This is a genomic window from Bacillus cereus (assembly GCF_007678085.1).
Lineage (GTDB): Bacteria > Bacillota > Bacilli > Bacillales > Bacillaceae_G > Bacillus_A > Bacillus_A cereus_BE.
The window spans coordinates 601,743-623,927 of the sequence record NZ_VEDW01000003.1 but is presented as its reverse complement, the minus strand read 5'-3'; the positions used below and the strand labels follow the sequence as shown (position 1 = coordinate 623,927).

Genomic DNA, 22,185 nt, shown 5'->3' with positions numbered 1-22,185 from the left:
TGCATATTTTTTCTATGAACGTATAACATAATGAAAAAGAAAGGTGGATACATATGGATGAAAAAGAAAAACAGCAATCATTCGATGAAGAATTCGCCCCTGAAATTTCACCTGGATATCAGCAAGATGTACATAAGCCACCTAAATATAAAAACACTTCGTTTTTAATGGGCATTACCATTTTCGCTGCTGTATTGCTCGTACTTATTATTTTCGTTTATTTTTGATGGAAGGTGGTCTATTATATGAAGAAACAAAATTCTAATCATTCAAAAAGAACTGTAAAAACAGAAAAAGGATATGCAGGTGATTCCGTTCTTACTCAGAAACAAGTCGAGCAAGGAAATTTATATATTGCTCAAAAAGAACTTGGTCAACAAAATGAAAACCTTTAAAATCCCTCAAAGAACTGGGGGATTTTTTTATCGGCTATTTGTAGCACTTTATTGTACATACTGCTTTTGTTCTAACACCTTAAATATATTATTAACCTTTACAATTTTCATTTCATAATTCAATTTCATTTCGCTTCTCTTACCATTTTCAGTACCCGCAACGTACGCTACAGTTTGATAGAGAAAACTTCCATCCATCACTTCACCTATCTCCTCGTTTGTAAATTTATATTCTAAATCCCGAAAACGATTTGGATAATAATTTTCTATTAATCGTTCATACCCTCTATTTAAAAATATTTCTTCACCTTTTCGTTTCACATCTTCTTTATTATTAAACTCAAACACTGATAGTTGCTCTGCCACAAAATGTTCTCCTACCTTTTTCATTTCATTATGAGTTAAAGTTTCTATATTTTTGTTCTGTAATCCCTTATTTAACCCGTACTGATCAATCGATTTATAGCTAGCAAAAACCTCCTCTTTATATGACCAAAACAATCCAAAAGCGATACATAAAGAAGTAATTAATAACCTTTTCTTCATAATACTCCCGCCCCTCTTCATAATGATAGGTATATTTTAACACATAGAAAGAAAATTCTGATATTATAAAGTGGAATAAGTTAACATAGAAATGAGGAACAATTATGGACTCTTACAAACAATATATAAAAGAAGCTTTACCTAATCTTTCTATACATTCCTTTAAACAAAATGAAGAAGGGTGGGATAATGTAGCAATTATCGTAAATGATGAGCTACTGTTTCGCTTCCCGCGAAAACAGGAATATGCAATGCGTATTCCGTTAGAAAAAGAACTGTGCATAATTCTCTCTCATTCGCTACAAGAAATCGAGGTTCCAAAGTATCACCTATTATATAAAAAGGATACTGATACTTTTCCACTTTGTAGTTACTATACTCTCATTCATGGTGAACCGTTAAAAACAGAACTAGTTGCGAAGTTAGATGAAAAAGAACGGAAAATAATTATTACACAATTAGCGACTTTCCTTGCGGCTTTACATAGTATTCCTGTAAAGCGTGTGAAAGCATTAGAATTCCCTATAGAAAAAACACTCACCTATTGGAAAGAGCTACAAACAAAATTAAACCAATATCTTACTAACAATCTTACTTCATACCAAAAATCAGCGTTAGATTGTTTATTTAAAAATTTCTTTGCGTGTATAGCTAAATCCACTTTTCAAAATACAATTATTCACGCTGATTTTACACATCATCACATTTTATTTAATAAGCAGAACAAAAACATTTCAGGGATTATCGATTTTGGTGATGCTCAAATTGGAGATCCCGCCTTTGATTTTGCTGGGCTATATTATGATTTTGGACATGAATTTACTACATCAGTATATGAGCAATACAGTACACTTACTTCACAATGTGACCCATTACTAAGTCTCCGTATCATTAATTTTTATCAACACAGTCCTTTACTACACAATATTATTTATAACTTTGAAACAAAGAATGAACTTGAATTCCTAGCAGGTACAGAAAAACTGAAAATAATATTACAGGAGCAAGATTAAATTCTCTCCCTATACTCTCTCTCCTCATACATCATTAACTTTTTATCCATTTCAACAATGACTTTATACAGTTGAAATGCTTGTAAAATTTGCAGTTGAATTCCAAAAGGGGCATTCTGTTCTTTTAACCATTGAAATACTTTCGTTTCATCTTTCATTAATTATTCCTCCCTTTATTAAAATCTGCTACAAATATACGGTAAATGATGAAAAGCTTTTCATGTCAATAACAAAAAAGGATGCAAATTTGCATCCTTTAATGTACGATATTTTTCTTCTGCTTTGCTTCTTTCTTTACTTCTTCCCCTTGGCATTCACTACGAAACGCACAACTTATACACTCAGAACGAAAATGACGCTCTGTATAATGCTCAGGTTGTTGCAACATTTCTTTCATTCTAGATAAATCAGCCATTCCAGTTATAATATCTTCCTGTTTCGGAATATACTCATACTTAGTTCCTTCTATTAAATTAATAACTTCAATTTTCCCTGGAAGAATGCCGAAAGCTTTATAACTGAATACTGTCATTAACTTTTGACAAAGAGCAAGCATTTCCTCATCCGCATCGACAACATACTTTTTAATTACAAACGACTCAGTACTCCACTCACCAACTTCTAATGTCAATGACATGTGGACACCTAACTCTTCCATATATGTTTGAAATTTTTCATATAAAAATAACGGCGGTGTCTGACTATCATCTCTTTCAACAAACTGTAATAAGTGATCCGTTAACTTTGCTAACACAATATAATACTCCGTCTTCGAAGCAAACATATTAATCCTTACTTTTTTCCAATACTTTTCTATTAATATTAAAAGTACGATTTTCGTTTGTTGGCCCGCAGGTAGTGTGTAATATTCGTTAATAATTCGATTTACAACCATTTGTGCGATTTGTTGCCACTCAAATGAAGAAGGTTCTCTTCTTTTTATATGACGAAAATAAAATTTATGCGGACAACGCATAAAATCATACAAATGATAATCGGTCATCGTTTTGATTGCGATTTTTTCGTGCACTTGCTCTTCATCTCCCTTCTGCCATTAAGAAAGGTGTTTTACAAATTCAGCTCCAAACTGTAAACATTTTTCTACATCTTCATCTTCTGGCGTTAATTCTACTTTTAGTCCTTCTAACACAACTGCAGCTCCGCGCTCTTGTAGCTTTTCTATTAAAATGTCAACCGCCACACCGTATTTCGGATAAGCTGAATCACATGATCCGAATACTGCTGCTTTTTTCCCAGTTAAATCAATAGAATCCATTGCGTCATAAAAATCTAAGAAATCATCCGGAAGGTCACCATCTCCCCAAGTGTAAGCACCTAAAATAATTCCATCATACTGTTCTAGTATAGAAGCTTCTGGTGAATCCATAATATCGATAACTTCAATTTCATTTTCTGTTTCACGAACTGCACCCGCAATATGATCAGCCATTTCCTCTGTATTTCCACTCATACTTGCAAAAATCATTACTAACTTACTCAACTGAATCTCTCCTTTTACCTTGTATCTCTTTTTCTGTGGGAAGTATACTCTTCTCATCTACATATTCAGAACGAATTACATTTCGTTGCCATTCCATATGCTGATCAACATCTTTATTTTTATCTTTTAATCCCCTCCGCAGAAGGTGAAATTTTTTTCTCATTAACATGTCGCATCCATCCTATTGATAATAATTATCAATTTCAACTATCTTTAGATTAATTGACAGTGATTATCAATGTCAATAACTATTTTTAAAAAAATGATTAAAATGTACAAGCTTGTCCGTTGGCCATTCATATACTATAAATGAGCATAGTTCTTTCTCAGCCCTCTCTGACGGAAAGAAATAAAAGCAACTGCGATAGAGCGCAGTTGCCTTTTTTTATACTTTTCTATGATTTTAGTAGTCTTATCACTGTCTCTAAAAATAATTCCACTCCATAAATTAGAGCTGATTCATCTACATCAAATTTCGGATGATGATGTGGATAACAAGTATCTATCTTTTCATTCCCCGTTCCCAATTTAATGAAGCAACCTGGTGCTTTTCTTAAATATGCAGAAAAATCTTCGCCTCCCATAGAAGGTTCAAGCTTCACAACACGCTCATTCCCAAACAAATGTAGTGCACTTTCTTCTACTACTTTCGTAATATATTCATCATTAATAACTGGATCATATCCATATCGATACGTATATATATACTCCCCTCCATGTGCTTTTGTAATTCCTTTCACGATGTTTTCAATTTTCTCTTCTGCTTCCACCCTTAATGCTTGATTAAATGAACGAACAGTTCCCATTAAAGTTGCTGTGCTAGGAATGATATTATCAGCCATCCCCCCATGAAACTGTGTAACTGAAACGACTCTTTGCATGAAAGCACTTGTATTTCTTGATACGATATGTTGTAGATTTGTAATAATCTGCGCTCCGATAGCAATAGGATCTATCGTTTCTTCTGGCCTCGCTGCATGCCCTCCTTTCCCTTGAATTTCAACTGTAAATACATCTGGTGCCGCCATCATCGGCCCATACGCAATTCCAATTTTCCCGCTCTCAAGTCCTGACATAGCATGTAAACCTATTACATAATCAACACCATCCATCACGCCTGCCTCAACCATTTCTTGTCCGCCGCCAGGATACATCTCTTCTGCGTGCTGAAAGAATAGACGAATCTCACCTGCAAAATCTTCCTTTATATTTGATAGTACTTCTGCTGTACTTAACAAAATAGCGGCGTGAGCATCATGTCCACATGCATGCATCACTCCTTTATTCACAGACGTATAAGATTTCCTCGTCTCCTCTTGAATTGGCAAAGCATCTATATCAGCCCGAATCGCAACTACTTTCCCTTGTTCCGTTCCTCTTTTAATTGCTAGTACACTATACTTCGTCGGTCTCGTTACTTCAAAAGAAGAAAATGAGCATAACGTATCATATATAAATTGCGAAGTTTCTTTTTCATGAAATGATAATTCCGGATGTTTATGAAAATACCGTCTCCATTTAATAATGTTGTCTGCTGAAATAAGATCCTTCCACATCCTCTTCATCAGGAATGCCTCCTTTTATGAAACTTTAACAATTCATTCATTAACTATGAAAAACTCAAAAATTCAAACAAATATTACATTCCTATCCATTCTCCCAGACCACTTTTATACATTGACACAATCCACTTCCTATTTACATATCAAACCCATTACAAATTGATGCTGAATGTAATATAATTGCTAAGTTAGGGATTTTCTTTTTTAGTATTTAGTGCTAATATCAGAAAAGAGCCTTTTGACTTATTTTTACCTAAAATGTGGAATTTTGTTTTTTTCACAATAATGTAGGACATGATACCTACAAAGAGCTATTATTTCATTAAGAGAGGGAAAGACATGGAAAGATTAAAAGAGATATGGTCTCGACCACTCACACAATGGGTTGCAAAGACGGTTTATTACCTTGCAATTTTATTTGCATTACTTTGGTTGTATGGATTCCATGATACAAACACAAGTACATTTATTTACAATGAATTCTAGGGTGGGAACGTTATGAAGTTATTAGAACAAATTGAAAAGTGGGCTATTGAAACGCCTGATCAAACTGCTTTTGTTTGGCGAGATGCGAAAATTACGTACAAACAATTAAAGGAAGATTCTGATGCGTTAGCACATTGGATTTCTTCTGCGTATCCAGATGATCGTTCACCAATTATGGTGTATGGCCATATGCAACCTGAAATGATTATTAACTTTTTAGGTTGTGTAAAAGCTGGACATGCTTATATTCCTGTAGATTTATCTATCCCAGCTGATCGTGTACAACGTATCGCTGAAAATTCTGGTGCGAAACTACTTTTATCAGCAGCAGAAGTAACTGTAACTGATTTACCAGTTCGCATTGTAAGTGAAGACAACTTAAAAGATATTTTCTTTACTCATAAAGGGAACACTCCAAATCCTGAACATGCGGTAAAAGGTGATGAGAACTTCTACATTATTTACACATCAGGAAGCACAGGTAATCCGAAAGGGGTTCAGATTACTTATAACTGCCTTGTAAGCTTTACAAAATGGGCTGTAGAAGATTTCAACTTACAAACAGGGCAAGTATTCTTAAATCAAGCACCTTTCTCATTCGATTTATCTGTCATGGATATTTACCCATCATTAGTAACAGGTGGTACACTTTGGGCAATCGATAAAGATATGATTGCACGTCCAAAAGACTTGTTTGCTTCTTTAGAGCAATCGGATATACAAGTATGGACTTCGACACCATCTTTCGCAGAGATGTGTTTAATGGAAGCATCTTTCTCTGAGAGTATGCTACCGAACATGAAAACATTCTTATTCTGCGGTGAAGTGTTACCAAATGAAGTAGCTAGAAAATTAATTGAGCGTTTCCCGAAAGCAACAATTATGAATACGTACGGTCCAACTGAAGCTACTGTCGCTGTAACAGGTATTCACGTTACAGAAGAAGTGCTTGATCAATACAAATCACTTCCAGTTGGCTACTGTAAATCAGACTGCCGCCTTCTTATTATGAAAGAAGATGGCACGCTTGCACCTGATGGTGAAAAAGGTGAAATCGTAATTGTCGGTCCAAGCGTAAGCGTTGGATATTTAGGAAGCCCTGAATTAACGGAAAAAGCATTTACTATGATTGACGGTGAGCGCGCCTATAAAACAGGCGATGCTGGCTATGTTGAAAATGGTCTTCTATTCTATAATGGTCGTCTTGATTTCCAAATTAAGCTGCATGGTTATCGAATGGAATTAGAAGAAATTGAGCATCATCTTCGTGCGTGTACTTACGTAGAAGGAGCAGTTATCGTTCCAATTAAAAAAGGTGAGAAATACGATTATTTATTAGCGGTTGTTGTTCCGGGCGAACATTCATTTGAAAAAGAATTCAAATTAACATCTGCAATCAAAAAAGAACTCAATGAGCGATTACCAAACTACATGATTCCACGTAAATTCATGTATCAATCTTCTATTCCAATGACACCAAATGGAAAGGTAGATCGCAAAAAATTATTGAGTGAGGTTACAGCATGACCGCATATGGATCATTTTATTTTTTCGCTATAGTGGGCATTTTATTAATACCTACTATCATAGCTGGATTAAAAGGTAAAATGTTGCGTAAATATAATGCCGTTTTAACATTAGTCATGATTGCTATTATCTTCTCGGATAAACCGAAGCAAGCGATTATGTTAGCCGCATTTATTATTTGGCAATATGCCCTAATTAAAGGCTATTTAATTTTAAGAAAACAAAATAATAGTACATTCATGTTTTGTATAGCTGTTATTTTATCAATTTTGCCACTTATTTTGGCAAAAATCGCACCATTTGTACCTGAATTACATTTTATTGTTTTCGCAGGTATGTCTTACGTAACATTTAGAGCAGTACAAATGGTCTTTGAAGTTCGTGATAATTTAATTAAAGAACTTTCCTTCTTTAATTTCTGGGAATTCGTTTTATTCTTCCCTGCGATTTCAAGTGGACCTATCGATCGTTACCGTAGATTCCAAAAAGATATCCAAAAGCCACCTAGTGCTGAGGAATATCAAAAATTACTATATACAGGACTTAACCGTATTTTCCAAGGTTTTCTGTATAAGTTTATAATCGCGCACTTGATAACAACATATCTTGTTAAGGCAGTATTCGCCAATCAAGATACACTTTTATCTAATGTGATTTTTATGTACGCTACTAGCATGCAATTATTCTTTGACTTTGCAGGTTATAGTGCGTTCGTAATTGGTATCAGTTACATGATGGGAATTAAAACGCCAGAAAACTTTAATAAGCCATTCCTTAGTCGTAACATTAAAGACTTCTGGAACCGCTGGCACATGAGTTTATCATTCTGGTTCCGTGATTTTATTTACATGCGTTTCGTCTTTTTTGCAACGAAGAAAAAGTTAATCAAGAACCGTTACACAATTTCGTATATCGGTGCCTTTTTAAACTTCTTCATTATGGGAATTTGGCACATCCAAGGAAGCGCCATTGCGCAGTATGTTATTTATGGTCTCTATCATGCCGCACTGTTTATTTTATTCGATATTTTCGAACGAAAAAACAAGAAGCATAAGTTTTGGCCCAACAATAAATTTACACACGTCCTTGCGATTGTAATTACGTTCCACGTTGTATGTTTCGGTTTCCTAATTTTCTCTGGACACCTTAACAGATACTTTTAATGCACCCTTCTTATACTAATAAGAAGTTGCACATATAATATATTTCGGATATAAAGGAGATTTTAAAAATGGCAGAATTCAAAGAGCAAGTATTAGATATTTTAGAAGAAGTATGTGAAAACGATATTGTGAAAGAAAACTTAGATGTTCAATTATTTGAAGAAGGTATTCTTGATTCTTTCGCTGTAGTATCTTTATTAGTTGAATTCCAAGAGCGTTTAGATATTGAAGTTTCTATTTCTGATTTTGACCGTGACGAGTGGGCTACACCAAACATGGTTATTAAGAAGTTGGAAGAAATCCGATGAACAAAGCAAAATTTGGTCCGATGCTTTTAGCATTGGCCCTTTTTGCTGTATTCTTACTTATTCCAACGCGCTTCCTACTTCCACTTTTAAGTGATGAAAAAGTAGAACAAGCTGCCACTTCTTTAAAAGAAGAAAAGATTCAAAGTATGATTTTACAGCAAAAGATGTTAGCAGACCCGAAATACCTTCCGATGTACGGTTCATCGGAATTTGCACGTATGGATGCTTTCCATCCATCAAATTATTTCAAAGTAAAGCCTGAAGGGTTCACACCATTCCTTCTTGGACGCGGAGGAACACAAGACCTTGTACATGTGTTAAACTTTGCATCTACAATGGATCAATTGAAAGATAAGAAAATGGTATTCGTTCTTTCTCCTCAATGGTTTGTACCACAAGGTATTGATGAAACACACTTTGCACCTAACTTTTCGAAACAACAAGGCTATCACTTGCTTTTCAATGATGACTTAAAGCCTGAAATGAAAAAGCAAATTGCAAAACGTTTATTAAACTTTGAGATTGTTAAGAAAGAAACTTTACTAAAAATTTCGCTTGAAGGTATCGTTTATGATGATACAAAGCATAAAGTAAAAGCACTTGCTGCTAAACCTTTCGCTTATATTTATCGTAACATTTTAGATCGTAAAGATTTATTTACAGCAATGTTTGATATTAAACCGCATAAAGAAAAACTTGACCCTTCATTAAAACAAATGAATTGGGAAGAAGCTCGTAAACATGCAGATCAAACTGGTGCAGTAGAATCAGGTTCTAACGAATACGGTATCGAAGATGATTACTTCAACAGCAAGATTAAGAAGAAATTAAAGCAACGTGAAGGCTACTTAAAAAATGATGCTTATGATCAATCGCCAGAATATGAAGATTTACAAATTGTACTTGATTTACTAAAACAATCTGGTGCAAAACCACTCTTCATTTCTGTTCCTGTAAAAGGTCCTTGGTACGATTACGCTGGCTTCCCGAAAGAACGTCGCGAATTATACTACAAGAAAGTTCATGAGCAAATTGAGAAAGCTGGCTATCCAATTGCCGACTTCTCAAATCATGAGTATGATAAATACTTCTTAAAAGATCATATGCACTTAGGTTGGAAAGGCTGGGTTTATATCGATGAAGCCATCCAACAATTTTATAAAGCAAACTAATGAAAAGACCGCTTGAATTATTCAAGTGGTCTTTTTCTATATACATTTTGTAATTGTTCGATTACATTCTCTGCTTCTTTCATAACTCGCTCCACTACATGCTGAGCTGATTCTATTCGTGCTAATGATGACGCTTGCCCTGCCCAAAGCGACATGTATTCTCCTTTATTATGCTTTGCTGCTTCTTGGCGTATTTTAGAAGTTAATACATTTTGCACTGGATACATCGGAAGCCCTTCTTCATGCCCTTCATGCTTCTCTATGAATTCATTACGAATACCTCGTGCATATTTCCCGGAAAACGCACGGGTCACAGTTGTACTCGTATCTGTACTATGTAAAACTGCTTCTTTATACACATCATGCGTAATACTTTCTTCACTCGTTAAAAAGGCTGATCCCATTTGAACAGCTTCTGCCCCCAGTGTAAATGCCGCAACAAGCCCTTGCCCGTTCATTACACCACCTGCTGCAACAATTGGTATATGCGGGACTGCTGCTACTAACTGCGGAATTAATGCGAATGTCCCAATCATAGCGTCCTGTTCTTTCCCGATAAACGTTCCTCTATGTCCTCCTGCCTCGCTACCTTGACCGACAATAATGTCTACTCCTAATTCAGCAAGCACTTTTGCCTCTCTCACATGAGTAGCTGTTCCGATGACTTTTATTCCTCTTCTTTTTAAGTCATCTATTTCTTCTTTTTCTAACGTTTGAAATGCAAAGCTAACGACTGGCACGTTTTCTTCTACTAACACTTGTAATTGTTCTTTATAACTTTTTGGAAGCTTTAGCTGCTCTTCTTCCTCTATACCGAGTTCTCTATTCACTCCGCTAAGTAATCCCTTTGCCAAGGTTACCTTCTCTTCTTCTATCTGTATCTCTTTCGTTAACAGTAAATTAACACCGAAAGGCTTATCCGTTCGTTCCCTTATTTTATAAATTGCGTCACGAATTTGTTCAGGGCTCATATAACCTGCTCCAAGCGTTCCTAGTCCTCCGCTATTACTTACAGCTGCAACAAGCTCAGGCGTCGTAATTGCACCTGCCATACCTGCTTGAATGATTGGATACTTAATTTGTAATAGATCTATTACACGACTTGTAAACATCATTTCTCCTGCTACTAAAAATATAGACAAATGTATATTCTTAGAGTATTCCTGCTTCTACGTGCCCTGCCTCGCTAATCACTTGCTACTACAGTTTGCTGTGACACTCCACAGGCGTAAATTCCGATGTAGCCCACCGTACATATATACAATCTATTTACGTTAGTATTGTATATTTTTTTGCTTGTAAAAGGTTGATAGATGCATTTAAATCTCTATCCATTACATTTCCACAATCACATGTATATACTCGGTCAGACAGCTTTAAATCCGACTTTTTTTGACCGCAACATGAACATATTTTAGAAGATGGATAGAATCTGTCCGCTTGCCGTAGTTCAATTCCATATTCCCTACATTTCGTTGATAGCCATGTTTTAAAAGTATAAAAACATTGTTGCGCTACAGCTTTAGATAGATGTTTGTTCTTCATCATACCTTTCACATTCAAATCTTCTACTGTAATAAACGTTGGCTTGGTTTTCACCACATCATTTACAATAGACTTTACATACGCTAATCGGATATTTACTAGCCTAGCATGTAGTTTTTGCACCCTAAGAATGTTTTTATCTATATTCGCTCTTTTATTAGTAACAGGTTGTTCACCTCGCTTTCTTATATTTTCAAATTTGCGTGATAAAGAGCGTTGTTCACGTTTTAACCGTTTTTCTATCTTTTTTACTTGTACTGTTTTATTTATATTTTTGTGAGTTTTTCCATCGCTACGTACAGCGAAGTCTTTAATTCCCAAATCAATTCCTAGACCTACTGCATTGAGAATTGAATTTGGTTTTACCTCTTTCACTTCACAGAGTATAGACACATAGTATCTTCCTGCTCTTTGACATACTGTACCACTTTTTACAGTTGTATTTTTTGAAATATATCCATACTCTTTTAACCTTATCCAACCAATTGTAGGGACTTTTACTCTATGTCTTTCTACTGTCCAATCTGTTTTGTTGTTTTTCGGAAAGTAGCACTTCACATCTTGCTTCTTCTTTTTTTTATATCGTGGAAACTTAGATAAACCTTTAAAAAATCGCTTAAAAGCTTTATCTCCATTCATAATCGCTTGTTTTACCGCTTTGCTCGACACTTCTTTAATCCACTGGTCACACTCTTTTGTATGAATGTTGTTTAGCCATTTGGAAAAGTCATAGCCACTAAGAAATTTCCCCTCCGACTCATATGCCTCTTTATTTTTAGAGATATACAGGTTATATACATATCGACACACCCCAATAGTTTGACGGATTTTACTAACTTGTTCAGTTGTCGGTTTGACTTCTATTAAATATGCTCTTTTCATAAGTCTTCATCCTCCGACATTTTCTTTTTGTATTTTCTCAACCCATATATTCTACAACTAAATACATGAATGATAGATATTAAATCCTGAACAAGTTCTTCTTGAGGAGATAGTTTATTATTGTTAACAATAATAATTTTCACCCCCATTTTACGAAGAAACTTTTCAAACCAATCATATCCAAAACGTACAAATCTATCTTTGTGTGCAATGATGATAGTCGAAATATTTCTTTCCATACAAATGTCAATCAGTTTATTCCACTGTTTTCTTTTGTAGTTTAATCCGCTACCAATATCTGTGATAACTTCATCTACAATCATCCTTCGTGCATTTGCGAATGCTTTTAAAAACTCAACCTGATTTTCTAAATCATCTTTCTGACCTGGATTTGATACTCTTGTGTAAATAACTACTTTGCCTACTTTATTTTCTTCTTGAATACCCATATATTCCTTATACTGTTCTTCTGTATAGTATCATCTTCCTTTTTGGTTTCGGTAAGCAGTTAAAACACCTTGATTGTCCCACCTTTGCAATGTCTTAACAGAGACATTAAGCATTTCTGAAAATTCTTTTGGTTTATATTGTTTCATAATTACTTTTTATTATATATGCCTACTTTTGTCTATGTTTTTGTTTACTGTTTCTTTCTCCCATTCCCCTTATATCTTCTTTATTTGACAAACTTTCCCCTTCTTTTACAAGGGTTGAACTTCCTATGAAGCGAATATATTGAAAGTGAAGGAGGCTGAAAATGATGATTTATCCAGATGCGTTACAACAAGGTGATACAGTAATGGTTATTGCACCGTCCGGTCCACCAACAATTGAAAGTGTATTAAAAGGTGTAAATGTATTACAAGAGATGGGTTTATCTGTAGTAATCGGGAAGAGTGTTTATGAGAAATATGGATATTTAGCTGGAAGTGATCAGGTTCGCCTTGATGATATACATGAAGCATTTTCCAATCATGAAGTAAAAGCCATTTTCTGTGCACGGGGTGGTTACGGAAGTGCTCGTCTCCTCCCTCACATTCAATATGAAATCATTAGGCAAAATCCAAAAATCTTTTGGGGATATAGCGATATTACAGCTTTACATACGGCCTTTTCACGTTATGCAAAGCTCATTACTTTTCATGGCCCAATGGTTGAAGAATTAGGAAAAGGTGTAGATTCTCTCTCTTTATCTTCTTTCAAGCAACTATTTCATCCGTATTCCACCATCTTATCTGCTTCAGAATGTATCGCATCAACCTCTTCATGTACAGTTACAGGCACATTAGCGGGAGGGAATTTAACTGTATTAACGAGCATAATTGGCTCAACCTATGAGATAAATACGGCTAATAAACTTTTATTGCTTGAAGACATTGGGGAGGAACCGTATCGCATTGACCGTATGTTAAATCAGCTACTTTTATCTGGAAAATTCAATGAATGTAGTGGTGTTATTTTTACAAGTTGTCACGACTGCACTCCTTCTAAACCGTCTCAATCATTGCAAACAATATTATATGAATATTTCGCACCCTATCATATACCTGTTCTATTCGGTTTACCGATTGGACATATAAGCCCAAATATCGGGATTCCTCTTGGAGCTACAGCGACTATAAGTACAAATAATAAAACACTCTCTATTTCTTCTGGCGTAGTCACTCCGTTTTCAAATTAAAAAGGAAAAGCGATTCCGCTTTTCCTTTTATTTATAATAATTAAAAATTCGTCCAGATGCGATATCTGCAATTTCTTCTGGAATAAATGTTTTACTTATCTCAGTTCCAACATTTAATACTGCCGTAGCATCTTTTTCAATGCCACCAAATAACTCTTTCCCACGTATCGTAATAAGGGGCGTTCCTTCTGGCAACACGTCTTTTACAAATTCCATTTGTGTAAAGAACGGAACGATCCATCTACCCTCTCCTTGGAAATGACGCAAACGAAGTATTCCTTCTGTTGCCCCGTCCTCTGCTTCTAGTGAACCAGCAACATAAAACTCAGTAGATAAGAGCAATTCATAAAATTCCTTTTGCTTCTGTTTATCGTCCCCTGCTACAACAAGTACTTCTTCTATTCTTTTCACCGGAATTTGCTCCATATGATGCCACCCCTATTTCAAAATGATTGTACTTAGATTATACGAAATATTCTTATTTTTTTCTACATAATTCGCAATTATTTTCTTAAAATAATTTTAATACTTCTTTTGTCATCACAATCGTAGCAAACTCTTCATGTAAATTTACAAGTGTCATATTGTGAATATCCTCTGCATAATACTCTTTACCATCTAGACCTTTACGGTTAAAAGTAGCCGTTGCATCACTCACTACATACGTTGTAAATCCTAAATTCCCTGCCATTCGTGTCGTAGTCTCCACACAATGATTTGTCGTTAATCCTACAACCACTACTGCATTGCATTTGTTCTCTCTTAATCGCTCTTCTAAATTTGTCCCAATGAACGCGCTGTTAACAGATTTCTGAATAATCACTTCACCTGGTAGTGGCTGCACTTCTTCTTTAAAGTTTACTGTTTCCGCTCCCTCATAAAACATCGACTGAGCATTTTCTTTATTTACATGTTGAATATGAAAAACTGGTTGTTTCCTTTTTCTCCATCCTTCTAACAAAATTCCTATGTTTTCTTCAGCAAAAAGATTATTTCTCTGGCCCCAATATGGTAACTGAAACGCCTTTTGTACATCAATTATGATAAGTGCTATTTGATTAGTCATTATTTTCTCCTTCATTCGGCTGTAATTGAAACAAAAAACCAAGTTGTTGTGACGCAGTAATAAAACAAATATAAGCGCAAAGCTCTACAATTTCTTTTTCCGTCCAGTATTGTTTCAATACATAAAACATCTTATCATCTATCGCCTTTTTGTCATGAACAAATGTATGTGCAAAAGTAACGGCTACACTCATTTCTTCTACCTTTTGCATATCATCAGGCCTTCCCTTTGCCATACAGTACGGACATTCATTCCCGTACGCTAATGTTCTTCTTACTTGCTCCTTCAGCTCTGCCGAAAGAGTTCCTTTACTATACAGTGTATTCTCTAACGTACTCCATGAATGTAATAACTCTGGATTATGCCCTAATAACTTTTGAAACTTTGTATCTCCTACATTTGATAATGAAATTCTCTCCATCATTTCCCCTCCTATTTCCTTCTGTTTTATTGTAAAATAAATAAAGTTCACTTTACATTTCATATGAATCTTAATTTATAGTTTCCCTTTACAAACATCATTATTTTACTGGAGGTATATTTACAAATGCAACTAGACCGTGTAGATCGAAAAATTTTAAATGAATTATATAATGATAGTCGCCTATCCATGCGTGAATTGGCAAAACGAGTAAACTTATCTGCTCCATCTACTGCAGAACGTGTTCGTAAACTTGAAAGTGAAGGCGTGATTCAAAAGTACACAATCGATATCGATTATAAAAAAGCAGGACTTGTTTTAGATTGTATTTTGGAAATCACTTTAAAAAATGGTGATACAACACGTATGCAACAGTTTATTCAGTCTTATCCATCTGCAAGTTTTTGTTACCGCGTAACAGGAAGCTTATGTTACATTGTAAAAATTTCTGTTCCTTCACTCGTTGAACTTGAAGAATTTATCAATGATGTTTCCTCATATGCAACGACTGTTTCTCATATCGTATTATCAGAAGTATCTCTTACTCCTGATATTGAACATATCTTCCCAGAAAATTAATTAATTTTTATTCATAAAATATAAAAAAACCCCTTACATTAAGAATAAAAATAATATATCATGTATTAAAATACATAAAGTTCGAGAAAGGGGCTTTACATTGAAAATCTGGTTTTATGAAAAAACGGCACAATTAGATGACTTGCTTGGCATTTGGGACAATGTTCCGACTATCCCTCGAATTGGTGAAAAAGTGGAGATTTTAAAAACAGTCCGTATCGTTACAGATATTAAATATGTAAAGAACGGTAATAATTTTCGTGTAGAAATTATTACAAATTAAAAAGTAGCTCCTAAGGAGCTACTTTTTAATTATCTATCAAGTGCTTTCTTTATAACGATTTTATCTTCTTCTACAGATACTGTTACATAATCATTTTCTTCTAACCGAAGCTTATTTACAGCCTCATCTGGTAGCTCTACAGCCATCAGTCTATCTGTTACGAACACTTGACTATACTCTTCATTTTCTTGTAATGCACTCACTATTTTTTCCTCATTTATAAAGCGCACTGGTGGCACACCAACTTCTTTTACCATGCGCCATTGTTTCCAAACGTAAGGAATTAACCAAAGTAATCCAACAACTGTAAGACCGATACCGATCCATAAATTACTTTGCGCTTGTAATTCAGGAATTGAAATGGCACTACTCTCTTCTCCACCGACAAATTGCATACTTGTTGCAATGAAATTATTTAGAGCGTGCACAGCGATATTCGTCCATATATTTTTCGTCTTTATGTATAAAAGACACATAACAACGCCAAACATGAACGCGCCAATAACATCAAAATGTCCTAGGCCAAAAATAAGTGAAGATATAATGACAGCTTTTTTAATTCCCCATTTGTAAGCCATTCGCTGTAAAAAGAATCCCCTAAAAATAACCTCTTCCATAATAGGTGCTAACACACACGCTGAAATGAAAGTAAATATCGTCATATATACGTTACTCGTGTTAATAACATTTCCGTCTTCTAACATAGTAACTAAGAAATTCGGTAACGTATGTGCTAATATGTAAAATTGAATATGAGATATACCAACTGAAAAAATCATTCCCATTATCGTTGCTAATACAATTAATCCCCACGGTAAACGTCCTGTTTTATCAAAAAAACTATTGAATACAACATTATTTTTATTTGTTTTTACGTATAACCAAAATAACGGAAATACAAAAAATACAGTTATTTGTGAAATAACCTCCATCGTATTCTCAGAAACATTTGCTAGACTTAATGGAATCATCGTAAGGAACAATCCTATAATCATCCATCCAAAAAAACTGCGTAGTCTTATGTGTGAAAATGCATAGTGCATATAGTACACCTCCAAAGATAGTAAAAATAAATGGTGTGATAACTAAATTATAATATGAATATAGTTGAAATTCTTCCTATTTTTCTCAAATACTTTCGAACAACATATATAGTAATCATTCTTTTCTTGCAGTTGAAATATACGAGAAAGTTATGTAATAAAAATCCCCGTTTTTACAAGCGGGGATTTCTTTTATTATAATACGTCACGTTTTTGGAATAATACACTTGATGCTACAAGTAATACAACAAAGTATGCAGCTACAAGTAAGAATGAAGTTGTAAATGTAAACTCTGTAAATGTCGGTTCTGATCCGCCGCTTACTAGTTTATTGCTATCATACACACTTAAATTTAAATGGAAAAACACTACAAACTTTGCTACACCTTTTGCAAACATCATCAGTACCATATTAATTGGTCCTTGTAAAAAGAAGAGGAACATCGTAATAATTAATGGTAATACAGACTTTCTAAATACGTTTGCTAAGAAAAATGCAAGCGTCGCAAAGAAGAATGGTGAAAGCACTTGATATAAAGTAGATTTCATTACGATTCCTACCGTTAATTCTGTTTTACTACCATCCATTACAATTCCGCCAATAATCATTGCAATTAACGTGCTAGCAAATATGATAAATACTATAGTAAGTAACACTGTAATATACTTAGAGAATAAAACTGTAATTCGTTTTCTTGGACGGATTAATAACTGCTTAATTGTACCTTTTTGGAACTCATCCGTAATCATACGAGAAGCAATCGTAATTCCAAAAATTGTTGCAAACAAAGTAATTAAACCAATCTCTGAACTTGCAAAATCTAAATATGATCCTTTAAATTCACTTCCGTCTCCCCATTTCAGCATCGCTAAAACTCCCAAAATCTCCAATACTGCAATGGCACCAATTAAAATATACATACCTTTTTTCGCATGCAACTTTAAAAATTCATTTTGAATTAATTTAAACATTACGCTTTCACTCCCCCTGTAATCGCTAAGAACTCATCCTCTAACGTTTTATTTTGAACAGTAACTCCGTATATAAGCACATTATCATTCACAAGTCTTTTTACAAGTTGTGGAATTTCTTCTTTCGTTACAGATACTGCAATTACATTTCCTTGCGCCTTACCTTTAATGATTTCATTTGCTTTCTGTACTTGATCTACTTCAAACGCTACGACGACTGTCTCATCATGTTTCGCTTGTTCATGTAAGTTGTACTCTTGTACAAACTCCCCTTGCTTAATAATAACGACACGATCACACATAAGTTCAATTTCACTTAACAAGTGACTTGATACGATTACGGCAATATTCTCTTCTTTCGCTAAACGCTGTAAATAATCACGAATTTGACGAATACCAGCTGGATCTAATCCATTTGTCGGCTCATCTAAAATTAAGATTTTCGGCTGATGAAGTAATGCCTGTGCAATTCCTAAACGTTGTTTCATACCAAGTGAATATGTTTTCACCTTTTTATGAATCGCATGCTCTAATTCAACAAGCTTTACAATCTCAGCAATGCGCTCTTTACTAATTGATGTAATTGCCATGTTCGCAAAATGCTTTAAGTTTTGCATTCCTGTCATATAATCATATAGTTCAGGATTTTCTACGATCGCTCCAATTTGCTCTAGCGCCTTTTCACGCTCCGTGCGAATACTATGACCACAAATTGTAATATCGCCCTCTGTCATTGATATAAGACCTGTCATCATACGAATTGTCGTCGTTTTACCACTACCGTTCGGTCCAAGGAACCCGTACACTTCCCCTTCACGAACTTCAAATGATAAACCGCGGATAATTTCCGTTCCACCAATTTTTTTTCGAACATTCTCTAACTTTACTACTACATTTCCCAATGTTGATTCCTCCTTTAGACTTCTAGTTTTTTATCAATTATGCGACCTGTTATATAAACAAGTAAAACAAATATACCGATTGAAAAAGCAATACTATATACATTCATAAGTTTTTCTGGATATAGTATGAGATTTACATCTGTCGATTCATCTATATAAACTAATTTTTTGATAAAAGCAGATGTAGGTGCAAATCCGCCTAACATTTCATATATCATATTGATTACTTTCGTCACTAGTAAAAATAAGAAGAAAATAATTACATACTCTATTTTTTTCTTTTTCAAAGAAAATACTTTAACTCCAGCTACTATAAAAAGTAAGACTAACAATATACTTGATAAATTAAATACATATAACACGCTACTAAATAACTGCTTTACCATATCTAGTGTAAGTGTACTTTCGGTGAATAACAATTCATGGAGTTCTGTACCTTTTATTACTTTCATCGAAATACTATAGAAAAACATAGCACCTATTAATTCAAAACACATTAAGCTAATTGCTGCATATGACAATATTGCTAAAACAATTTTTTTACCAGATATCGGTGTTAACCGAAATAATTTACTTTCAGTCATTTTCCCAAACGCAGACATCGCCTGCAGAAATACTAATACCGCAAAAATTAAATAAACTAAGAATACTAAAGCAATTGTAATCATTTGCCTTACTTCTCCTGATTCTTGTTTAATATAATTTCCCATACTTACAAAAGCGACAGCTACAATAAATATGAATGACAATAACGAAATAACAATTTGTTTTTTATTCGCATTGTACATATATATTAAACTGGCCTTCATCTACTAAACACCTCCTTAAACACATCTGTGACAGCTTTTCCTCGCTGAAAGCGTAACTCCTCTACATTTTCATGTAGTACACTCTCACCATCTTTTAAAAAGATTACTTCGTCAAAAATATTTTCCACTTCTCCAATTAAATGTGTTGCAATTAAAATGGTACAATCTTCGCGATAAAACTGTAAAATAAGTTCTAATACATGTTCTCTAGAAACGAGATCAATTCCGCCAAGCGGTTCATCTAGTACGTATAACTTCGCTTTCCTCGAAAATGTTAAAATAATTTGTAGCTTTTCAACCATACCTTTTGATAAAGCTGTAATTCTTTCTTCTAACGGTATTTTAAATTCCGCAATCGTATCTACCGCTTTTTGAATGTCGAAGTCTTTATAAAAATCTCGATAGAAAAATAAAGAATCTTTTACTGTCATCCAATCATCAAATACTGGTTTATCCGACATAAAAGAAACAATTTCTTTCGTTTCTAATCCGACCTTTTTACCAGCGATTGTAATACTCCCTTCGGAAGGGTGCTGCAGACCAGCAATCATTTTCAATAACGTCGTTTTCCCGCTCCCATTATCTCCAACGAGTCCTATAATTTTCCCTTCCGTAATCTCTATGTTTAATTCACGAATCACTGCTTTTAATCCGTATCTCTTCCATAAGTTTTCTATTTTTAATAACTCTGTCATTCGCTCTCCTCCCTCTTCTCATGTAATGAAGAGCGCAGGATTGTAAGAATTTCTTCTTCTGAAAAACCTAAATTGTCCATTCCATCTATAAAAGAATGAAGTAATTCTTTCGCCATCTCTTTTCGCAGCTCCATAATTTTCTCCCCTTCATTCGTTACATATCGTCCCATTCCTCTACGTGTTACAACAACCCTATCCCGTTCTAGCTCTTGAAATGTACGCTGAATCGTATTTGGATTTACTTGTAATTCACTCGCTAATTCACGTACAGAGGGAATTTTATCACCAGGCAATAAATGTCCTGTTACAATTTCTTTTTTTATGTATTCCATTACCTGAATGTAAATTGGTGTATTTGGAGAAAACTCTATTTTCATTTCTTCCCTCCTTTTGTATCGGTGTACTAGTTAAATAATACACTGATACAAAAAGTTTGTAAATACCCATTTAATTACAAATAAGTTTTATCCATTAGCTGGATAGAACTTTTTAAATAGAATTCGTTATACAAAAATAATAGTGTTATGTAAACAAAACCATAAAGAAAAGCTGTCTTATCAATAGATAAGACAGCTTTTTTATAATCATATATTAAAAATTAAACACGAAGTCATCATCAGATAACTTTTCAACGTTCGTTGCTTTTACGTAACCATTTCCTTTTACTGAGAAGAAATCATGGTTTTTCGTATCTGTACGTAAACCATTTAAAACGATTGGGTTAATTTCTTCTTCTTCAAACTTCGGCTCAAGTCCTAAGTTCATAAGTCCTTTATTCGCATTGTAACGAACGAAACGATTTACATCTTCTACAAGACCGATAGAAGTATAAATTTCTTCTGTGTATGCCATTTCAATTTCATATAGTTCCATTAATAACTCTTGTGTTTCTTTTTGCACTTCTTGTTGATCTTCTGCAGAAAGTTCTGCGAAGAGTTGTTGTGCTAAAATACCGACGAATACGCCGTGAATTGACTCATCACGAATTATTAAGTTAATAATCTCACCACTTGCCGTCAATTTACCTTGACCTGCTAAGTAAAGTGGATAGAAGAATCCACTATAGAATAGGTAACTTTCTAAGAACACACTGGCTACCATTGCCATGTATAACTCTTTTTTCGTTACTTCAGGCTTTAATAAACGACGATAGTAACTCGTAATAATACCAGCCTTTTTCTCAAGTAATGGATGATTGTCTACCCAGTCAAAAATATCATCGATTTCTTCTTCAGTAGCTAACGTTGTGAAAATATGACTGTAACTCTTCGCATGTACTTCTTCCATAGCACCCATGAAAGCTAATACACTTTTCGCTTGTAAATTTTCAAGATGAACAAGTACAAGAGGCATCCCTTCGCCGCCTTGTTTCGTATCTAAAAGTGTTAAACCACCTAATACACGCTTATAAGCAATTTGTTCTTCTTTCGATAATTGCACCCAAGTATTTTTGTCAGAAGACACTGCAATTTCTTCTTCTGTCCAAAACTGAGCGATGTTTTGCTTCCAAAACATTAAACTAAAATCATCTTCTTTTTTGTTCCAGTTTACCGCACGCATTCAATCGCCCCTTCTCTAAATAAACATGACAAATTGATAACTAAGCATGAGCAGGGTTCAGAAAACCCTGCTCA

The 22,185-nt window shown here is 34.5% G+C and carries 29 protein-coding genes and 1 pseudogene; 11 read left to right on the top strand and 19 right to left on the bottom strand.

What is annotated here, in order from left to right; translation table 11 throughout:
- The first annotated feature begins 53 nt into the window (after positions 1-53).
- Together FS742_RS16845 and FS742_RS27660 are read left to right on the top strand one after the other, a co-directional pair.
- The gene (locus FS742_RS16845) at positions 54-227 is read left to right on the top strand and encodes a 2-isopropylmalate synthase (RefSeq protein ID WP_144613766.1); all 174 of its coding nucleotides are present in this window, start codon (positions 54-56) and stop codon (positions 225-227) included.
- Positions 228-245: 18 nt separating this feature from the next.
- The gene (locus FS742_RS27660; RefSeq protein ID WP_186327189.1) at positions 246-395 is read left to right on the top strand and encodes a hypothetical protein; all 150 of its coding nucleotides are present in this window, start codon (positions 246-248) and stop codon (positions 393-395) included.
- 48 nt (positions 396-443) lie between these two features.
- On the opposite strand, the gene FS742_RS16840 is transcribed toward FS742_RS27660, so the two are convergent.
- Positions 444-962 (bottom strand): biotin transporter BioY, encoded by a 519-nt coding sequence (locus tag FS742_RS16840; protein WP_144613765.1) that lies wholly within the window; start codon positions 960-962, stop codon positions 444-446.
- Between the two features lie 83 nt (positions 963-1,045).
- Between FS742_RS16840 and FS742_RS16835 the strand changes: the two genes are divergently transcribed.
- Positions 1,046-1,954, top strand: coding sequence for an aminoglycoside phosphotransferase family protein (locus FS742_RS16835; RefSeq protein WP_144613763.1), 909 nt, complete (start codon positions 1,046-1,048; stop codon positions 1,952-1,954).
- Here the strand turns inward: FS742_RS16835 and FS742_RS27655 are convergent.
- From FS742_RS27655 to FS742_RS16820, 5 genes are all read right to left on the bottom strand, one after another.
- Positions 1,951-2,112: a hypothetical protein gene (locus FS742_RS27655; protein WP_002149564.1), complete on the bottom strand. Its 162-nt coding sequence runs from the start codon at positions 2,110-2,112 to the stop codon at positions 1,951-1,953. The two genes, FS742_RS16835 and FS742_RS27655, sit on opposite strands and share 4 nt — an antisense overlap.
- A gap of 98 nt (positions 2,113-2,210) precedes the next feature.
- The gene (locus tag FS742_RS16830; RefSeq protein WP_144613761.1) at positions 2,211-2,984 is read right to left on the bottom strand and encodes a hypothetical protein; all 774 of its coding nucleotides are present in this window, start codon (positions 2,982-2,984) and stop codon (positions 2,211-2,213) included.
- A 24-nt stretch (positions 2,985-3,008) separates the two neighbouring features.
- Entirely contained in the window at positions 3,009-3,455 is a 447-nt protein-coding gene (locus tag FS742_RS16825) for a flavodoxin (protein WP_144613760.1), read from the bottom strand.
- The gene (locus FS742_RS27650) at positions 3,448-3,624 is read right to left on the bottom strand and encodes a hypothetical protein (RefSeq protein ID WP_186327188.1); all 177 of its coding nucleotides are present in this window, start codon (positions 3,622-3,624) and stop codon (positions 3,448-3,450) included. The genes FS742_RS16825 and FS742_RS27650 overlap by 8 nt, the downstream gene beginning before the upstream one ends.
- A 226-nt stretch (positions 3,625-3,850) precedes the next feature.
- A complete protein-coding gene (locus FS742_RS16820) occupies positions 3,851-5,020 on the bottom strand; it encodes a M20 metallopeptidase family protein (RefSeq protein WP_144613758.1) in 1,170 nt (389 codons plus the stop codon).
- 336 nt (positions 5,021-5,356) lie between these two features.
- On the opposite strand from FS742_RS16820, the gene FS742_RS16815 reads away from it, so the two are divergent.
- The 5 genes from FS742_RS16815 (at position 5,357) to dltD (ending at position 9,673) form a co-directional block, all read left to right on the top strand.
- A complete protein-coding gene (locus tag FS742_RS16815; RefSeq protein WP_000440293.1) occupies positions 5,357-5,503 on the top strand; it encodes a teichoic acid D-Ala incorporation-associated protein DltX in 147 nt (48 codons plus the stop codon).
- A gap of 12 nt (positions 5,504-5,515) precedes the next feature.
- Positions 5,516-7,030: a D-alanine--poly(phosphoribitol) ligase subunit DltA gene (gene dltA / locus FS742_RS16810; protein WP_144613756.1), complete on the top strand. Its 1,515-nt coding sequence runs from the start codon at positions 5,516-5,518 to the stop codon at positions 7,028-7,030.
- A complete protein-coding gene (gene dltB / locus FS742_RS16805) occupies positions 7,027-8,193 on the top strand; it encodes a D-alanyl-lipoteichoic acid biosynthesis protein DltB (RefSeq protein WP_144613754.1) in 1,167 nt (388 codons plus the stop codon). The genes dltA and dltB overlap by 4 nt, the downstream gene beginning before the upstream one ends.
- Positions 8,194-8,261: 68 nt before the next feature.
- Positions 8,262-8,501, top strand: coding sequence for a D-alanine--poly(phosphoribitol) ligase subunit DltC (gene dltC, locus FS742_RS16800; RefSeq protein WP_000807310.1), 240 nt, complete (start codon positions 8,262-8,264; stop codon positions 8,499-8,501).
- Positions 8,498-9,673: a D-alanyl-lipoteichoic acid biosynthesis protein DltD gene (gene dltD / locus FS742_RS16795; RefSeq protein ID WP_048544965.1), complete on the top strand. Its 1,176-nt coding sequence runs from the start codon at positions 8,498-8,500 to the stop codon at positions 9,671-9,673. The genes dltC and dltD overlap by 4 nt, the downstream gene beginning before the upstream one ends.
- 17 nt (positions 9,674-9,690) lie before the next feature.
- Here the strand turns inward: dltD and FS742_RS16790 are convergent, their stop codons facing one another.
- The 3 genes and pseudogenes from FS742_RS16790 to FS742_RS16780 form a co-directional block, all read right to left on the bottom strand.
- On the bottom strand, positions 9,691-10,785 hold the full coding sequence (locus tag FS742_RS16790) for an NAD(P)H-dependent flavin oxidoreductase (RefSeq protein WP_144613752.1): 1,095 nt from the start codon (positions 10,783-10,785) through the stop codon (positions 9,691-9,693).
- 157 nt (positions 10,786-10,942) lie between these two features.
- Positions 10,943-12,100, bottom strand: coding sequence for an RNA-guided endonuclease InsQ/TnpB family protein (locus FS742_RS16785; RefSeq protein ID WP_144613750.1), 1,158 nt, complete (start codon positions 12,098-12,100; stop codon positions 10,943-10,945).
- A pseudogene (locus FS742_RS16780) lies at positions 12,097-12,696 on the bottom strand (IS607 family transposase). The gene FS742_RS16785 and the pseudogene FS742_RS16780 overlap by 4 nt, the downstream one beginning before the upstream one ends.
- 164 nt (positions 12,697-12,860) lie before the next feature.
- Here FS742_RS16780 and FS742_RS16775 point away from each other — a divergent pair.
- Complete coding sequence (locus FS742_RS16775) at positions 12,861-13,781, top strand: S66 peptidase family protein (protein ID WP_144613899.1); 921 nt, start codon at positions 12,861-12,863, stop codon at positions 13,779-13,781.
- Positions 13,782-13,808: 27 nt separating this feature from the next.
- On the opposite strand, the gene FS742_RS16770 is transcribed toward FS742_RS16775, so the two are convergent.
- The 3 genes from FS742_RS16770 to FS742_RS16760 all read right to left on the bottom strand — a co-directional run bounded on the left by FS742_RS16770 (position 13,809) and on the right by FS742_RS16760 (position 15,331).
- The gene (locus FS742_RS16770; RefSeq protein ID WP_042515547.1) at positions 13,809-14,207 is read right to left on the bottom strand and encodes an SseB family protein; all 399 of its coding nucleotides are present in this window, start codon (positions 14,205-14,207) and stop codon (positions 13,809-13,811) included.
- A gap of 85 nt (positions 14,208-14,292) precedes the next feature.
- Positions 14,293-14,847 carry a cysteine hydrolase family protein gene (locus FS742_RS16765; RefSeq protein ID WP_144613748.1) on the bottom strand — a complete coding sequence of 185 codons (555 nt, stop codon included), beginning with the start codon at positions 14,845-14,847 and terminating at the stop codon, positions 14,293-14,295.
- A complete protein-coding gene (locus FS742_RS16760; protein ID WP_144613746.1) occupies positions 14,840-15,331 on the bottom strand; it encodes a carboxymuconolactone decarboxylase family protein in 492 nt (163 codons plus the stop codon). Before FS742_RS16760 ends, FS742_RS16765 begins: the two co-directional genes overlap by 8 nt.
- A 63-nt stretch (positions 15,332-15,394) precedes the next feature.
- On the opposite strand from FS742_RS16760, the gene FS742_RS16755 reads away from it, so the two are divergent.
- Positions 15,395-15,847 (top strand): Lrp/AsnC family transcriptional regulator, encoded by a 453-nt coding sequence (locus FS742_RS16755; protein ID WP_001175499.1) that lies wholly within the window; start codon positions 15,395-15,397, stop codon positions 15,845-15,847.
- A 100-nt stretch (positions 15,848-15,947) separates the two neighbouring features.
- Complete coding sequence (locus FS742_RS16750) at positions 15,948-16,130, top strand: DUF3913 family protein (protein ID WP_000707104.1); 183 nt, start codon at positions 15,948-15,950, stop codon at positions 16,128-16,130.
- Between the two features lie 29 nt (positions 16,131-16,159).
- Here the strand turns inward: FS742_RS16750 and FS742_RS16745 are convergent, their stop codons facing one another.
- The 7 genes from FS742_RS16745 to nrdF all read right to left on the bottom strand — a co-directional run bounded on the left by FS742_RS16745 (position 16,160) and on the right by nrdF (position 22,111).
- Positions 16,160-17,173 carry a CPBP family intramembrane glutamic endopeptidase gene (locus FS742_RS16745; protein WP_144613744.1) on the bottom strand — a complete coding sequence of 338 codons (1,014 nt, stop codon included), beginning with the start codon at positions 17,171-17,173 and terminating at the stop codon, positions 16,160-16,162.
- A 195-nt stretch (positions 17,174-17,368) separates the two neighbouring features.
- Positions 17,369-18,145 carry an ABC transporter permease gene (locus tag FS742_RS16740; protein ID WP_144613743.1) on the bottom strand — a complete coding sequence of 259 codons (777 nt, stop codon included), beginning with the start codon at positions 18,143-18,145 and terminating at the stop codon, positions 17,369-17,371.
- The gene (locus FS742_RS16735; RefSeq protein WP_144613741.1) at positions 18,145-19,047 is read right to left on the bottom strand and encodes an ABC transporter ATP-binding protein; all 903 of its coding nucleotides are present in this window, start codon (positions 19,045-19,047) and stop codon (positions 18,145-18,147) included. Before FS742_RS16735 ends, FS742_RS16740 begins: the two co-directional genes overlap by 1 nt.
- A 14-nt stretch (positions 19,048-19,061) precedes the next feature.
- Entirely contained in the window at positions 19,062-19,856 is a 795-nt protein-coding gene (locus FS742_RS16730; RefSeq protein ID WP_144613739.1) for an ABC transporter permease, read from the bottom strand.
- Positions 19,853-20,551 (bottom strand): ABC transporter ATP-binding protein, encoded by a 699-nt coding sequence (locus tag FS742_RS16725; RefSeq protein ID WP_064476714.1) that lies wholly within the window; start codon positions 20,549-20,551, stop codon positions 19,853-19,855. Before FS742_RS16725 ends, FS742_RS16730 begins: the two co-directional genes overlap by 4 nt.
- Entirely contained in the window at positions 20,548-20,928 is a 381-nt protein-coding gene (locus FS742_RS16720; protein WP_144613738.1) for a GntR family transcriptional regulator, read from the bottom strand. The genes FS742_RS16725 and FS742_RS16720 overlap by 4 nt, the downstream gene beginning before the upstream one ends.
- 214 nt (positions 20,929-21,142) lie before the next feature.
- Positions 21,143-22,111 (bottom strand): class 1b ribonucleoside-diphosphate reductase subunit beta, encoded by a 969-nt coding sequence (gene nrdF / locus FS742_RS16715; RefSeq protein ID WP_144613736.1) that lies wholly within the window; start codon positions 22,109-22,111, stop codon positions 21,143-21,145.
- Positions 22,112-22,185 lie beyond the last annotated feature (74 nt).

Excerpts from the sequence above, each read along its gene's own strand:
- FS742_RS16845 (WP_144613766.1), top strand. The coding sequence starts at position 54 with ATGGATGAAAAAGAAAAACAGCAATCATTCGATGAAGAATTCGCCCCT.
- FS742_RS27660 (WP_186327189.1), top strand. The coding sequence starts at position 246 with ATGAAGAAACAAAATTCTAATCATTCAAAAAGAACTGTAAAAACAGAA.
- FS742_RS16840 (WP_144613765.1), bottom strand. The coding sequence starts at position 962 with ATGAAGAGGGGCGGGAGTATTATGAAGAAAAGGTTATTAATTACTTCT.
- FS742_RS16835 (WP_144613763.1), top strand. The coding sequence starts at position 1,046 with ATGGACTCTTACAAACAATATATAAAAGAAGCTTTACCTAATCTTTCT.
- FS742_RS27655 (WP_002149564.1), bottom strand. The coding sequence starts at position 2,112 with ATGAAAGATGAAACGAAAGTATTTCAATGGTTAAAAGAACAGAATGCC.
- FS742_RS27650 (WP_186327188.1), bottom strand. The coding sequence starts at position 3,624 with ATGTTAATGAGAAAAAAATTTCACCTTCTGCGGAGGGGATTAAAAGAT.
- FS742_RS16820 (WP_144613758.1), bottom strand. The coding sequence starts at position 5,020 with ATGAAGAGGATGTGGAAGGATCTTATTTCAGCAGACAACATTATTAAA.
- FS742_RS16815 (WP_000440293.1), top strand. The coding sequence starts at position 5,357 with ATGGAAAGATTAAAAGAGATATGGTCTCGACCACTCACACAATGGGTT.
- dltA (WP_144613756.1), top strand. The coding sequence starts at position 5,516 with ATGAAGTTATTAGAACAAATTGAAAAGTGGGCTATTGAAACGCCTGAT.
- dltB (WP_144613754.1), top strand. The coding sequence starts at position 7,027 with ATGACCGCATATGGATCATTTTATTTTTTCGCTATAGTGGGCATTTTA.
- dltC (WP_000807310.1), top strand. The coding sequence starts at position 8,262 with ATGGCAGAATTCAAAGAGCAAGTATTAGATATTTTAGAAGAAGTATGT.
- dltD (WP_048544965.1), top strand. The coding sequence starts at position 8,498 with ATGAACAAAGCAAAATTTGGTCCGATGCTTTTAGCATTGGCCCTTTTT.
- FS742_RS16790 (WP_144613752.1), bottom strand. The coding sequence starts at position 10,785 with ATGTTTACAAGTCGTGTAATAGATCTATTACAAATTAAGTATCCAATC.
- FS742_RS16785 (WP_144613750.1), bottom strand. The coding sequence starts at position 12,100 with ATGAAAAGAGCATATTTAATAGAAGTCAAACCGACAACTGAACAAGTT.
- FS742_RS16775 (WP_144613899.1), top strand. The coding sequence starts at position 12,861 with ATGATTTATCCAGATGCGTTACAACAAGGTGATACAGTAATGGTTATT.
- FS742_RS16770 (WP_042515547.1), bottom strand. The coding sequence starts at position 14,207 with ATGGAGCAAATTCCGGTGAAAAGAATAGAAGAAGTACTTGTTGTAGCA.
- FS742_RS16765 (WP_144613748.1), bottom strand. The coding sequence starts at position 14,847 with ATGACTAATCAAATAGCACTTATCATAATTGATGTACAAAAGGCGTTT.
- FS742_RS16760 (WP_144613746.1), bottom strand. The coding sequence starts at position 15,331 with ATGAAATGTAAAGTGAACTTTATTTATTTTACAATAAAACAGAAGGAA.
- FS742_RS16755 (WP_001175499.1), top strand. The coding sequence starts at position 15,395 with ATGCAACTAGACCGTGTAGATCGAAAAATTTTAAATGAATTATATAAT.
- FS742_RS16745 (WP_144613744.1), bottom strand. The coding sequence starts at position 17,173 with ATGCACTATGCATTTTCACACATAAGACTACGCAGTTTTTTTGGATGG.
- FS742_RS16740 (WP_144613743.1), bottom strand. The coding sequence starts at position 18,145 with ATGTTTAAATTAATTCAAAATGAATTTTTAAAGTTGCATGCGAAAAAA.
- FS742_RS16730 (WP_144613739.1), bottom strand. The coding sequence starts at position 19,856 with ATGAAGGCCAGTTTAATATATATGTACAATGCGAATAAAAAACAAATT.
- FS742_RS16725 (WP_064476714.1), bottom strand. The coding sequence starts at position 20,551 with ATGACAGAGTTATTAAAAATAGAAAACTTATGGAAGAGATACGGATTA.
- FS742_RS16720 (WP_144613738.1), bottom strand. The coding sequence starts at position 20,928 with ATGAAAATAGAGTTTTCTCCAAATACACCAATTTACATTCAGGTAATG.
- nrdF (WP_144613736.1), bottom strand. The coding sequence starts at position 22,111 with ATGCGTGCGGTAAACTGGAACAAAAAAGAAGATGATTTTAGTTTAATG.